Here is a 12,428-nt window from a genome sequence, read left to right as displayed (position 1 = left end):
TGCTAGAGCAGTTTCAGTCAATTGCCATCCCATTTATAGAAGTCGATGAAAACACTTAATGCCTCCCCTCTTACTGCCCTTATCCTTAAAGTCGTTGGGCTCGTACTGATCGTGCTCTACCTACTGGATTGCGTGGTGGTACTCTCGTCCGCTAAGTTCCAGGATAGTCAATGGCTGTTCACAACGACGACTCAATTGGTCGATCGCGGTTTCATTCCTATGATGGGCTTTGGCTTTTTGTTCATCGGCTTCTGGGTCGAAAGTGCGCTCGATACGCCCACCAATGTGGAACGATCACGCGGTTTGAAACTAGGTTCTGCCCTACTATCCAGCTTGCTTGGCTTAGTTTTTCTGCTGCTGATTCCCCTCAGCGTCAATGCTACCAATACAGCCGCAGACGAACAGATGAAGCAAATTACGCAAGATGCCAGCCGGGCTGAAAGTCAGATTGATAGCCAGGTGCAGCAGCTAAAAGGGCAGATTGATGCCCAGTCGAGTCAAATCGACCAGCTGATTCAAAGTGGTCAGCTTCAGGGAGCACAACTAGCGCAAGCAAAGCAGAAACTGGATCAACTGCAAAAATTCAAGGCTGACCCCAAGGCGTTGGAAGCTCAAATCGCTCCTGAACGCGACCAAAAATTGACGCAGATTCGTGACAATAAGCGCAAGCTGGAAACCCAGATTAACGATAACAAGTTGCGATCAGGGATGCGAAGTGGTGTGGCAAGTCTGGTGCTGGCGATCGGCTATGCCGTGATCGGCTGGACAGGACTACGGTATCTTCTGTCGACCCAGAATCAACGCAATAATCCCTCGTCTTAGACTGCTACTTAGGCGCTTTCTAGCAAACAAAAGACCTGTAGGGCAGGCACCAAAGCGATGGGCTAGAGGCAAAGATGCTGGCAAAACCTGCCCCTACCCAGCAGTACATTTTTTCTCGGAAATCACTTTAAGACTGTTTAAGACTGGAAAAGAGCTCTGAGGGTCGTCACTGTCAGCTTGCCATCGCTCTAGAGAACCGTGAGCCTTTCTTTTCAAGCACAAAATTAACAGTCGCGTGTGATACCGAATCACCGTAGGGTATCCTGAGGATGATCTCACATCATGCAGATCAGTTTGAGACCGGTCAACGAATGGTGTCGGCATCCTGAGTGCCGCCCAGCCTCGATTGACTGGCAACGCGCATGGCACCAACGCACCGCACGAAGTCGGAAACGTAACACTCCTTTACATTATTCGTTACAATTCTTGAAGACGCTTGTAAGCAACTGAGTAACAAAGCGTCCTTCGCTCAAGTAGTCATGATGGGGTTAGTAAAATTCGCGATATGCAGTCAATCAAAATGAGTTCAACTCATTTCTCAGGCTGAACACCGCAGAGATTTTGGTCTTTTTGAATCGTCAGTGTTGCTACAGTTTCCGCCGCAATTACAGGAGAGTGGGTGCCCGTGATTCAACGCCTCAAGCAAGACCTCAAAAATGACCTGATCGCAGGGCTGCTAGTCGTCATTCCTCTAGCAACCACTATTTGGCTCACCATCACGATCGCAAACTGGGTTGTCAATTTTCTGACTCGCATTCCGAAGCAAGTAAATCCCTTTGATGGTCTGAATCCGATTCTGGTAAATCTGCTGAACTTGGTAGTGGGCTTGACCGTACCACTGCTCTGCATCTTACTAATTGGCTTGATGGCGCGGAACATTGCCGGTCGCTGGTTGCTGGATTTTGGTGAGCGCGTACTGCAAGCCATTCCGCTGGCGGGTTCGGTTTATAAAACGCTCAAACAGCTTCTAGAAACCCTGCTGAAGGATTCGAGTGGAAAGTTCCGACGAGTGGTACTAGTGGAATATCCCCGTCAGGGTGTCTGGTCACTTGGTTTTGTGACTGGGGTCTTAAGCAGCGAGTTTCAGTCGCGCTTTACCAGCCCGATGTTAGGCGTGTTTATTCCGACAACGCCAAACCCTACTACAGGTTGGTATGCAGTAGTGCCCGAAAATGCTGTGATTGACCTTTCCATGCCGATCGAAGACGCATTCAAAGTCGTGATTTCTGGTGGCATCGTCGCTCCAGATGCCTCGATGGTGTCTTCTTCATCGGCGTCTAATACGTCGTTGCCAGCGTCTAGCGCTCGAACATTTGATTTATTTCCAGAGCAGAGTCGACAAGCGATCACTCTGGAAGAAGACCTCTGGGAAAGCTAGAGAAACGGGATGAAGGCTTAAGCGTATAAAGATGAAACCGTGCGGCATTTCCCGTGATGTACCTTAAAAACGTTATCCTTAAGCCTATTGCTTCTCCAAAGCAGGCTACATCCTTTATCTTTTCTTATGCAAGCTCGTCGAATCGCTCGTGAACTGGCGCTGTTGAGTATCAGCCAGCTACCCGCTAAACAAGAACGGTTGGAGATGCAGCAACTCCAAAGCGTGGTTGTGGCAGCCGTGCGGACGCTGACCAGTGAAGCACAAGATGCGCTGGAAACGGCAGCGGCTGAACTGCAGCAGGGCAGTGCCCGTTTGCTGACCAGTGAAACGCGGGCAGCCGATGTGCAGAGCGCCAGGGCAATGGTTGAGGATGCGATCGCGCTGACTCAAACTGCGATCAATCGGTTGGGGGTCGCGATCGACGTCCCTGAATTTATCCAACTGGCCAATCAACAGGATGTGCGCCATTACACCCTTGAAATTATCGGTAAGCTGAACGCGAATCGGGACCAGATCGACCAAATTTTGTCTACATCGCTGGTTGATTGGCAGCTCTCTCGTCTTGCCTGGATCGATCGTGATATTCTTCGCATCGCTGTCACAGAGATTCTTTTTTTGGGTATACCCGATCGCATCGCTGCAAATGAAGCGGTCGAGCTGGCAAAGCGTTATAGCGGCGAAGACGGACATCGCTTTATCAATGGTGTCTTGCGTCGGGTGATGGATCAGCTCAAAGCAGAAAAGCAGGCAACAGGAGGGCTGGGGTGAAATGACGTTTGATTGGTTTCGTCGGCAATACGACCAGGACGCTGAGGGCGTTCCAACAGCAGAAACTGATCTGGCGGCACCGGAGGCAGCGACATCAGAGGCAACGCTACAGGACGAGGCTGCCCCTGACGTTGCCGAGGATTACCTGAGCTGGGCCAAGGTTGCTTACCAAAACATTCAAAAGCGACAACAAACTGAAGCGATCGCCGATGTCGAAGCGCCCACTCCAACCACACCGGAAGTGGACACGGCAAATGAGGACACGATCGATGCTGTAGAGTTAGCTTCCTCTGCTGTTATAGAACGAACAGCGCCAGAAGTTGCGGAGACCCCAACAACACCACTGCCGTTTTGGGCACAATCTGAAGCCGATCGACAACAGCGTCTAGAGCGCTTGAAAGAAAACGCCATTGTCGAGCCGGAACCAGCGATCGCGCCAGTCACTGCTGCATCTACCACAGCTATACCGGCTACAACGCCTCTAGACAGCACTGAGCTGGTGCTTGATGAAGGGTTTCTCTGGTCATCCGAAATTCTCGCCGCACAGGGGCGACGACCCGACCAGATTTCACTAGAAGAAATCACCTGGCTAAATCGGCTGCGTCAAGGGTTAGATAAAACACGACGTGGCTTGATCAATCAACTGCGGTCGATCGTTGGGCAGGGGCCGCTGAACGATGATGCTGTCGACGAAATTGAGTCAGTGTTGCTGCAAGCTGATGTGGGTGTCGCCGCAACCGATGCCATTATTCATGCCCTGCAGAGCAAGTTGCGCGAAGAAGTGCTGCCACCTGATGCGGCACTGAGCTACCTGAAGCAAATTCTGCGCGATATCCTGGATGCCCCCTTGGAGAACGCCAAGAGCCGTTTTTTTGCGCCTGAAGACGAGACACTCAATATCTGGCTCATCACGGGCGTCAATGGTGCGGGCAAAACAACCACGATCGGCAAGCTGGCCCACATCGCCCAAAAGTCTGGCTACAACTGCCTGATTGCAGCAGCGGACACGTTCAGAGCGGCAGCAGTCGAGCAAGTCAAAGTATGGGGCAGTCGCAGTGGCGTCGAAGTGATCGCCAATCCAGGGCAAAATACCGATCCTGCAGCGGTGGTTTTTGACGCGATCGCGGCGGCTCAGTCACGCGGTACCGATTTGCTGCTGGTTGATACGGCTGGTCGCTTGCAAAACAAGAAAAATTTGATGGACGAACTCAGTAAGATTCGTCGCATTATTGACAAAAAATCTGAAAATGCAGTCGTTGAATCTCTGCTGGTTCTGGATGCCACCCTCGGACAAAACGGCCTACGACAGGCTGAAGTCTTTTCAGAAGCGGCTCAACTTAGCGGCGTTATCCTCACCAAGCTAGACGGCACTGCGAAAGGCGGCATCGCGCTAGCGATCGTCCAACAACTGGGTTTACCTATCCGCTTCATCGGTGCTGGAGAAGGTATTGAAGATCTCCGCCCCTTTTCTAGCTATGAGTTTGTTGAAGCGTTGCTGAATGGGTAGAGAGGGACAAAGGATAAAAGATAAGCTCGATCGCTGCTCAGCAGGCGCGGTTCACTACAGCGGAAGGCTTACTAAAACGCAAGCATAGGACGTATTAGGTTAATGGTTAGCCCCTTGCAACAACGTATCAATCAATTCCGCTTACTGAATGAACTACGGTTGAAATTACTGCGCTTGCATAAGCTTTTACTAGAAGCAGAGCGCGTTGCCTACGAACAAGTGCAGGGACAGGTATCTAGAGGGCAACTGCTGCAGTTAGTCATTTCCCACGAGCAATTTGCCTGGTTACATCAGCTCTCTCAGCGCATCGTGCAAATTGATGAGCTACAGCAGGCGGATGAACCCATTACGTTAGAAGTGATTGAAACCTTCTTGGCTGATGTTCGGACACTGCTAACACCAGCGGAGTCGGGTGATGAATTCGCTACAAAATACGATGCAGCATTACAGCAAAATCCTGATGTTGTGTTGGCACACGCAGACGTTGTAACACTGCTTAGCACTACGTCTCAAGGTTAATTGCATCAATTCAAGGGTGACTGCATCAATTCAAAGCTTATCTGCTAACGTTGGTAAACTAAGCCCGGGTTTGGGCACTCTCCCATAAAATTAGTCCAACCAACGGTGATTCTACGGGCACATCCGCTAGAATCGATTGCACTACGCATCAGCCTGCTTCACAGTAATTGTTCGTTTACCTTGATCTCAATGACTGCTGTGCCTCTTCCTCGACAGCCATCGCAACGACCGGACGCGGGAACGGTTTCACCGTCTGCAGCCAATGCTCCCGGTGCGGAGATACGCGATCGTCTGAGTGCTCGTACCCCCAGTAGTGCGACTAGTGGTGCTGCGCCTGAAATTACACCTGTCTTTGCCCTGAAGGAACTGGTGGCGCGGTTGAATCGAGAGCAGCACAAAATTCAAGACTTGCTGAGTTCGCTCGGTTTTGCACTGCGAAGCTTTAACAACCTCAATCAGTTTCTAGAGCTAATCCCGCTGATGGCGAGTCGAGTCACGGATAGTGATGGTGGTGCACTGTTGTTGTTCAAGCCGAATGGTCAGGTGCGCTTAGAGCGGCTTCACTGTCAGGACAGCCGCTGGTGTCAAGATATTCGTAAGGCACTGGAAACCGCTACCCGCCAAGTGACCGCTTCGCTATCCCCAACCCCTGCTGGAGAGTCGATCGCTCTTACTCCCAGCGCGATCGCTACGCTCGATCATCAGGTCAGTCATTACTTGGGCGCCGATGTCCAGCTCTTTGGGACGGCCATTCTGGTCAAAAATACAGAGCGGGGACGGCTTTACGTTTTTAGCCGCGATCCGCAGTATGGCTGGACAGAAACTCGTCAAAAGCTAGTGCGCTTGGTTGCCGACCAGACGGCGGTAGCGATCGAAAACGACGAGTTAACAGTGGAACTGCGTAAAAAAGAGCGACTGGATCGGGAGCTTGAGATTGGAGCCGAGATTCAACTGCGCTTGTTGCCGCGACAGTGCCCCAAGATTCAAGGCATTGAACTAGCCGCGCGCTGTCAATCAGCCAATCGAGTCGGTGGTGATTTTTACGACTTTATTCCCGCGAGCTATGACCAGATTCGCTCTAAGAAAGATGGTGGCAGCGAGTGGGGACGCTGGAGTTTGGCGATCGGCGATGTCATGGGCAAAGGCGTACCTGCTGGTTTGATCATGACCATGACGCGAGGCATGTTGCGAGCAGAAGTGCTGAACGGACACTCACCCGCCCGGATTTTGCAGCACCTCAATCGTGTCATGTACGCCGATCTAGAGAACTCTAATCGATTCGTCACGCTGTTTTACTCGGAATACGATCCAAAAACGCGAATCTTGTCTTATAGCAATGCTGCCCACAATCCACCTCTGCTCTGGCAAGCAGCAACCAACACGATTCGGCGGCTGGATACACTGGGCATGCTGATTGGGCTCGATGCCGATACACACTATCAAGATGCTCAGATCCAACTTCAGGCTGGCGATACGCTCATCTACTACACCGATGGGTTTACAGATGCTGCCAACCAGAGTGGTGAGCGTTTTGATGAAGAAAATCTGACACAAGCGTTTCAACAGGCTTGCCAACAGTGCGATCATCCCCAAACCATCTTGGAAGCGTTGTTTAGTCAGGTGCAGAAATTTACCGGCACCGCGCACCGCAACGCTGATGATATGACGTTGATTGTGATGCAGGTTCAAGCAACTGAACTCTAGCCGATGGTGGTCAGCCAGCTGCTAATGAAGGCGGGCTCTGTGTAAGCAAGGCGACAACGTCGAGCGCTGGGTTACCGTTAAACACACAACTCTCTGTCTGAGCAGCACGATCGCTCAGATAGTTTTCTGGTATCCTTTCAGTTCTGTAAGATAAATATGCGCGCTTGCATTCATTTAGAGAGGGAGAGAGGAGCGATGGTCATTGGCGTAATACCAGATGTAACAATCGGGTTCATTGATCCAACCTATTGGTTTGACACGACGTACTGGCTGGATCTATTGCAGCCATCTCACTGGCATTTGCCGATCGACCTGGCGGCGCTGGGCGACAAGAAAATTGAAGTAGACTTGGCCGGTGATGTGCAGAAAGCCTTCAACAACTTTGTCAAGACAGGTCAGGTTTGGGCCTTTTTAATCGGCATCATTTTTGGCTACTTTGTGAAAACATTTACATCCTTTGGCTAACGCAGAAGTTCAGCCTTTTTAGATGGAAAGTCAGTCTTGAGCTAACGCAGAAATTTGGTGTTGTGCGTGGAATTCACCCTACTGGTAACAGTTTAAGACTGCCTTTCGTGATACTTAGTGGAGTGGATTTTGGTTGCCTTCAGGGTTTGCCAATGTTGGGTTAAAAACTCTGCAACTCTAAATGGAAATCTAACCTCTCTAGCACAGTGAGAATTGCTTTGAATCAAGACCTCTCTCAAGCATCGGCAGCAAGTCAGCCCTCCACCTGGAGCCAGCGCTTCGAGTCCGCACTCCATCCTGCGATCGCCCAATTTAACGCCAGCATCGGCTTCGACATTCAGCTGATTGAGTATGATCTGACTGGCTCTCAGGCTCATGCGCAGATGCTAGCGCATACAGGCATTATCGCCGCTGCAGAGGGAGAGCAGTTGGTCAACGGGTTAGAGCAAATTCGTCAAGAATACCGCCAGGGGCTTTTCGTTCCGGGTGTTGAGGCGGAAGATGTTCATTTTGCGGTCGAACGTCGCCTGACAGAAATTGTTGGTGATGTGGGCAAAAAGCTGCACACTGCGCGATCGCGCAACGATCAGGTGGGTACCGATACGCGCCTTTACCTGCGCGACCAGATTCAGCACATACGGCAGCGAGTGCGATCGTTCCAAGCCATACTCCTGACGCTTGCAGAGCAGCACGTCGAAACCCTCATTCCCGGTTATACCCATCTACAACGGGCACAGCCCCTCAGCCTTGCCCACCATTTGCTTGCTTACTTTGAAATGAGCCAGCGCGATTGGGAGCGACTCGGCGAAATCTATCAGCGGGTTAATATTTCGCCGCTGGGTTCTGGTGCGTTGGCTGGAACGACCTTTCCCATCGATCGCCACTACACGGCTAAGCTGCTGCACTTTGGCGGTGTCTATGCCAATAGCCTAGATGGGGTGAGCGATCGTGACTTTGCGATCGAATTTCTCTGTGCTGCCAGTCTGATCATGGTGCATCTCAGCCGCCTCGCAGAAGAAGTCATTTTGTGGGCATCCGAAGAGTTTGGCTTTGTCACGCTCAAAGATAGCTGCTCCACAGGCTCCAGCATCATGCCGCAGAAGAAAAACCCTGACGTACCAGAACTCGTGCGTGGCAAAACGGGCAGAGTCTTTGGTCATCTTCAAGGTCTACTCGTGTTGATGAAGGGCTTACCCCTTGCTTACAATAAAGACCTCCAGGAAGACAAGGAAGCCCTCTTTGATGCGGTTGTGACCGTGCAAGGCTGTCTGGAAGCGATGACTATTCTGCTGCAAGAAGGGTTAGAGTTCCGTGTCGCACGACTGCAGGCCGCCGTCAATGAGGACTTTTCCAACGCGACGGATGTGGCAGACTACCTGGCAGGCAAAGGAGTGCCTTTCCGGGAAGCTTACAATCTAGTGGGTAAAGTTGTGAAGACGTCTCTCGCTCAGGGCAAACTGCTCAAGGACTTGACGCTAGATGAGTGGAAAACACTCCATCCAGCCTTTGAATCTGATATTTATGCCGCGATCGCGCCTGCACAGGTTGTTTCTGCCCGCAACAGCTACGGCGGTACCGGGTTTACCCAAGTCCGACAAGCGCTTCAAAACGCCAAAGCAACGCTTGGTTAGGTGATCGATGGCCGCAATGTTTCACCCGCTTCAGCATGGGCAAATTTTCTTTAGCCCCGGTTGCCATTTCAGTTACCGTGTGATTGGCCCCTGCTGTCGCTTATTCGATCGCGAACAGTTGCCCTGGCCTTGCTGTCGTCTCCAGTGGCGCGGCAAAGAACCAAGCTGGCGACGCATTGGCAAACGCTTTATTGTCGATCTATCGACGAAAAATCATCCCTCCTATAGCGTTGAGATCTTGGGGCAGGGTTTGCTAGAGCCGATCGTCATCACTCTTTATGCCGTCAACTTACCAGAGGCAGCGAAAAACTGGTGGCACGGTGATCGGTCAGAGGAGCGAAACGGGAAGATAGGAGCTAGGGGGCAGGAATCAGGAGTCGCGAGTTTTGAGTTTTGAGTTCTTTAGCCTTTAGCCTTTAGCCTTTCCCTCGCTCTTGTCGATCGCCCCCATCCAACCGAGAATAGAAGACAATGCACCAGGAGAGAGAAGTGAGTCAGTCATTCGATTACGATTTGGTCATCATTGGAGCCGGGGTTGGCGGGCACGGAGCGGCGATCCATGCGGTAAGCTGTGGGCTGAAAACAGCGGTCATCGAAACTGCTGAGATGGGTGGCACCTGCGTCAATCGTGGCTGTATTCCTTCCAAAGCGCTGCTGGCAGCATCGGGACGTGTACGTGAGTTGCAGGATGCTCATCACCTTAAAGCACTGGGCATTCAGCTGACTGACGTGGCGTTTGACCGTCAGGCGATCGCGGACCACGCCAACAGCATTGTCACCAAACAGCGCGAAGCTTTGATCGGCAGCCTGAAGCGCCTTGGTGTTGACACCATTCACGGTTGGGGCAGAATCGCCGGAGTGCAAAAAGTCTCAGTCACGACGAAGGATGGCGAGAAAATCATCACGGCGAAGGACATCATGCTGGCGCCGGGTTCCGTCCCCTTTGTGCCACCTGGCATTGAACTGGATGGCAAAACCGTCTTTACTAGTGACGATGCGGTGCGTCTAGAGTCGCTACCGCCCTGGATTGCGATCGTCGGCAGTGGCTACATTGGGCTGGAGTTCGCCGATGTTTACTCAGCGCTAGGCTGTGAGATCACCTTGATCGAAGCACTCGACCAACTCATGCCGGGCTTCGACCCCGATATCGCCAAACTGGCACAACGGGTACTGATTACCCCTCGCGATATCGAAACAAAAGTCAGCGTCCTGGCAAAGCGCATTACTCCAGGTTCTCCCGTTGTTATTGAACTGGCAGATGCGAAGACGAAGGAAAGCGTGGAAGTTCTGGAGGTGGATGCTTGTCTGGTTGCTACCGGACGGGTGCCATTAACCAAAGACCTGGGCCTAGACTCCGTTGGCGTAGAAACCGTTCGACCAGGCTTCATCCCCATCAACGACTACATGGCCGTGCTTGCAAGTGGCGAACCCGTGCCCCATCTCTGGGCGATCGGCGATGCTACGGGCAAACTGATGCTGGCTCATGCGGCAGCAGCTCAGGGTGTGGCTGCGATCGAAAATATTTGCGGTCGCGCTCGTGCGGTCGATTACCACAGCATTCCGGCAGCAGCGTTCACTCATCCCGAAATCGGCTTTGTTGGTTTGACTGAACCCGCTGCGAAGGAGAAAGGTAAAGCAGAAGGATTTACAGTCGCTTCTGTGCGTACCTATTTCAAAGGCAACGCCAAGGCGCTCGCAGAAGGCGAAACCGAAGGTGTTGCCAAAGTCATTTACCGTCAGGACACGGGGGAAGTTCTAGGTGTTCACATCTTCGGGCTCCATGCGTCCGATCTCATTCAAGAAGCGGCAAACGCGATCGCGCAGCGACAAACCGTGCAATACCTTGCCTTCCTGGTGCACGCCCATCCAACGCTCTCTGAAGTGCTCGATGAAGCCTATAAGCGTGCAGTGACAACGCATTAGGGGCTAAAAGCGAAGCGATGCTTTTGACGTTCAAGCACATCGCTTCGCCCTGATTAAAAAACAGGCTGGTTAAAAAAACAGGCTAATTTTGTACACCTGAATACATTTAGATCCCGTGTCGTTCGAGAGTTAGGTTACGCTATCAAAAGCATTGATTTATCACGATGCGGAGCAGTGGTAAAACACAGCGCCGATCATCTTTTCTGTTTCCATTCACGCTCAAGCTACTTACCAATGCAGATCCGTCGTCGTCGACCTAATCCTGCGGTTTCTGTACAGGAATTGCGCTACCAGGTAAAAGTGCCTGACGCTGCCCCGCGACATATTTTGGAAGAAATTGTCTGGCAAAAGGAGACTGAGGTTGCTCAGCTACGGGAGCGTATGCCGCTGCTGGAGCTGCAAAAGCAGGTTAAAACGCTACCAGCACCCCGCAATTTCCTGCAGGCTCTCCAGCACAGCAAAACCCGCCCAGCAGTCATTGCCGAAGTTAAAAAAGCGTCTCCCAGCAAAGGCGTCATTCGGGAGGACTTTGACCCCGTTTCGATCGCTCGTGCTTACGAACAAGGCGGCGCTACTTGTCTCTCGGTATTGACCGACCAAAAATTCTTTCAGGGCAGTTTCGACAATCTTGCTCGCATCCGGGCTGTCACTGAGCTGCCGCTCCTGTGCAAGGAGTTCGTCATCTACCCGTATCAGATGTACCTGGCACGAGTCAATGGAGCCGATGCGGTACTGCTCATTGCGGCAATTTTACCTGACAAAGACCTGCAGTATTTTCTCAAAATTGTGGCAGCACTGGGCATGACTGCACTGGTCGAAGTGCATACATTGGCAGAGCTCGATCGCGTTCTAGCGCTCGATGGCATCCACTTGATCGGTATTAATAATCGTGATTTGCAGGATTTTTCAGTCGATCTGCAGACCACGTGCCGGTTATTAGACGATCGACAGGAGCAACTGCGATCGCGGGAAATCCTCGTAGTGAGTGAATCGGGGCTATACACTGCTGCTGATTTGGCTTCGGTGGCAACAGCAGGTGCTACCGCTGTGCTAGTGGGTGAGGCCCTCATGCGCCAACCAGACCCCGCGTTGGCGCTGTCACAGCTGCTTGAAGGAAACGTTATGTAGCAGACACGCGTCAGCACTGAGTGGCTCTCCATACTTTTATATGCTGTGGCTGTTTTAAAGGAGCCTACAGCGATGCACCAAATGAGGTGTTGTTCGGTTCATCAGCATCCTCACGTTTGAGGCTCAGACATCATTTCAGTTGATCAACGCAAGGTAGTCAGTCTTCATGGAACCCATTCCCCTTCCATCTCATATTCATTACGAACTGCTGCTTCAACTGCTTGAACGGCAGACGATGGTTGCGGTTGGGCAGCAGTCTCCCTCACAGGCACAGGTACATCAGTTGATCATTACCCTTCGCAAGGCACTGGCGCTGCAGAAGCAGTTAGAAGAGGATTGCCAGCGCAAACATCTCCCGATCGAGTACCGTTGGTCACTCAATAACCTGACAACTGAGAAAGAACTGTCTGACACACTCTTGAGCCTGCAAAAAGAGTAAGAAGGTCTTTTCCACTGTCCCTAAAGAGTTGTAGCGCTTAGGAGCATAAGTGCATGCCTTGACGGAAGCCTAAAGTGGCAAGGAATTTTTAGAAACAGCATCCCGTACGGTGGCGATTGCTCTTCCGATCAACTAATTTAAATT

General features: G+C 51.7%; 12 protein-coding genes. All 12 read left to right on the top strand.

Annotated features, from left to right (window positions below):
* The first annotated feature begins 45 nt into the window (after nucleotides 1-45).
* The 12 genes from C7B82_RS15735 to C7B82_RS15680 all read left to right on the top strand — a co-directional run bounded on the left by C7B82_RS15735 (nucleotide 46) and on the right by C7B82_RS15680 (nucleotide 12,284).
* Nucleotides 46-822, top strand: a complete 777-nt coding sequence (locus C7B82_RS15735) for an HpsJ family protein (protein ID WP_106257235.1) — start codon at nucleotides 46-48, stop codon at nucleotides 820-822.
* Between the two features lie 625 nt (nucleotides 823-1,447).
* On the top strand, nucleotides 1,448-2,200 hold the full coding sequence (locus C7B82_RS15730) for a DUF502 domain-containing protein (RefSeq protein ID WP_181357516.1): 753 nt from the start codon (nucleotides 1,448-1,450) through the stop codon (nucleotides 2,198-2,200).
* A gap of 126 nt (nucleotides 2,201-2,326) precedes the next feature.
* Nucleotides 2,327-2,968 (top strand): transcription antitermination factor NusB, encoded by a 642-nt coding sequence (gene nusB / locus C7B82_RS15725; protein WP_106257233.1) that lies wholly within the window; start codon nucleotides 2,327-2,329, stop codon nucleotides 2,966-2,968.
* A 1-nt stretch (nucleotide 2,969) separates the two neighbouring features.
* Nucleotides 2,970-4,475, top strand: coding sequence for a signal recognition particle-docking protein FtsY (gene ftsY, locus C7B82_RS15720; RefSeq protein WP_106257232.1), 1,506 nt, complete (start codon nucleotides 2,970-2,972; stop codon nucleotides 4,473-4,475).
* 102 nt (nucleotides 4,476-4,577) lie between these two features.
* The gene (locus tag C7B82_RS15715) at nucleotides 4,578-4,994 is read left to right on the top strand and encodes a hypothetical protein (RefSeq protein WP_106257231.1); all 417 of its coding nucleotides are present in this window, start codon (nucleotides 4,578-4,580) and stop codon (nucleotides 4,992-4,994) included.
* A 189-nt stretch (nucleotides 4,995-5,183) separates the two neighbouring features.
* On the top strand, nucleotides 5,184-6,698 hold the full coding sequence (locus C7B82_RS15710; protein ID WP_106257324.1) for a PP2C family protein-serine/threonine phosphatase: 1,515 nt from the start codon (nucleotides 5,184-5,186) through the stop codon (nucleotides 6,696-6,698).
* A 195-nt stretch (nucleotides 6,699-6,893) separates the two neighbouring features.
* Entirely contained in the window at nucleotides 6,894-7,163 is a 270-nt protein-coding gene (locus tag C7B82_RS15705; protein ID WP_219904462.1) for a hypothetical protein, read from the top strand.
* A 206-nt stretch (nucleotides 7,164-7,369) separates the two neighbouring features.
* Nucleotides 7,370-8,794, top strand: coding sequence for an argininosuccinate lyase (argH, locus tag C7B82_RS15700; RefSeq protein WP_245939923.1), 1,425 nt, complete (start codon nucleotides 7,370-7,372; stop codon nucleotides 8,792-8,794).
* Between the two features lie 16 nt (nucleotides 8,795-8,810).
* Nucleotides 8,811-9,191: a hypothetical protein gene (locus tag C7B82_RS15695; protein WP_245939922.1), complete on the top strand. Its 381-nt coding sequence runs from the start codon at nucleotides 8,811-8,813 to the stop codon at nucleotides 9,189-9,191.
* A gap of 92 nt (nucleotides 9,192-9,283) precedes the next feature.
* Nucleotides 9,284-10,717, top strand: coding sequence for a dihydrolipoyl dehydrogenase (gene lpdA / locus C7B82_RS15690; RefSeq protein WP_106257322.1), 1,434 nt, complete (start codon nucleotides 9,284-9,286; stop codon nucleotides 10,715-10,717).
* 234 nt (nucleotides 10,718-10,951) lie between these two features.
* Nucleotides 10,952-11,845 carry an indole-3-glycerol phosphate synthase TrpC gene (gene trpC, locus C7B82_RS15685; protein WP_106257229.1) on the top strand — a complete coding sequence of 298 codons (894 nt, stop codon included), beginning with the start codon at nucleotides 10,952-10,954 and terminating at the stop codon, nucleotides 11,843-11,845.
* Between the two features lie 166 nt (nucleotides 11,846-12,011).
* Nucleotides 12,012-12,284, top strand: coding sequence for a DUF5340 domain-containing protein (locus C7B82_RS15680; protein ID WP_106257228.1), 273 nt, complete (start codon nucleotides 12,012-12,014; stop codon nucleotides 12,282-12,284).
* Nucleotides 12,285-12,428 lie beyond the last annotated feature (144 nt).

The organism is Stenomitos frigidus ULC18 (genome assembly GCF_003003795.1).
Taxonomy (GTDB): Bacteria; Cyanobacteriota; Cyanobacteriia; order Leptolyngbyales; family Leptolyngbyaceae; genus Stenomitos; species Stenomitos frigidus_A.
This window is presented reverse-complemented; position numbering and strand designations above follow the sequence as displayed.

Excerpts from the sequence above, each read along its gene's own strand:
- ftsY (WP_106257232.1), top strand. The coding sequence starts at position 2,970 with ATGACGTTTGATTGGTTTCGTCGGCAATACGACCAGGACGCTGAGGGC.
- C7B82_RS15710 (WP_106257324.1), top strand. The coding sequence starts at position 5,184 with ATGACTGCTGTGCCTCTTCCTCGACAGCCATCGCAACGACCGGACGCG.
- C7B82_RS15715 (WP_106257231.1), top strand. The coding sequence starts at position 4,578 with ATGGTTAGCCCCTTGCAACAACGTATCAATCAATTCCGCTTACTGAAT.
- C7B82_RS15695 (WP_245939922.1), top strand. The coding sequence starts at position 8,811 with ATGTTTCACCCGCTTCAGCATGGGCAAATTTTCTTTAGCCCCGGTTGC.
- C7B82_RS15705 (WP_219904462.1), top strand. The coding sequence starts at position 6,894 with ATGGTCATTGGCGTAATACCAGATGTAACAATCGGGTTCATTGATCCA.
- C7B82_RS15680 (WP_106257228.1), top strand. The coding sequence starts at position 12,012 with ATGGAACCCATTCCCCTTCCATCTCATATTCATTACGAACTGCTGCTT.
- trpC (WP_106257229.1), top strand. The coding sequence starts at position 10,952 with ATGCAGATCCGTCGTCGTCGACCTAATCCTGCGGTTTCTGTACAGGAA.
- nusB (WP_106257233.1), top strand. The coding sequence starts at position 2,327 with ATGCAAGCTCGTCGAATCGCTCGTGAACTGGCGCTGTTGAGTATCAGC.
- C7B82_RS15735 (WP_106257235.1), top strand. The coding sequence starts at position 46 with ATGAAAACACTTAATGCCTCCCCTCTTACTGCCCTTATCCTTAAAGTC.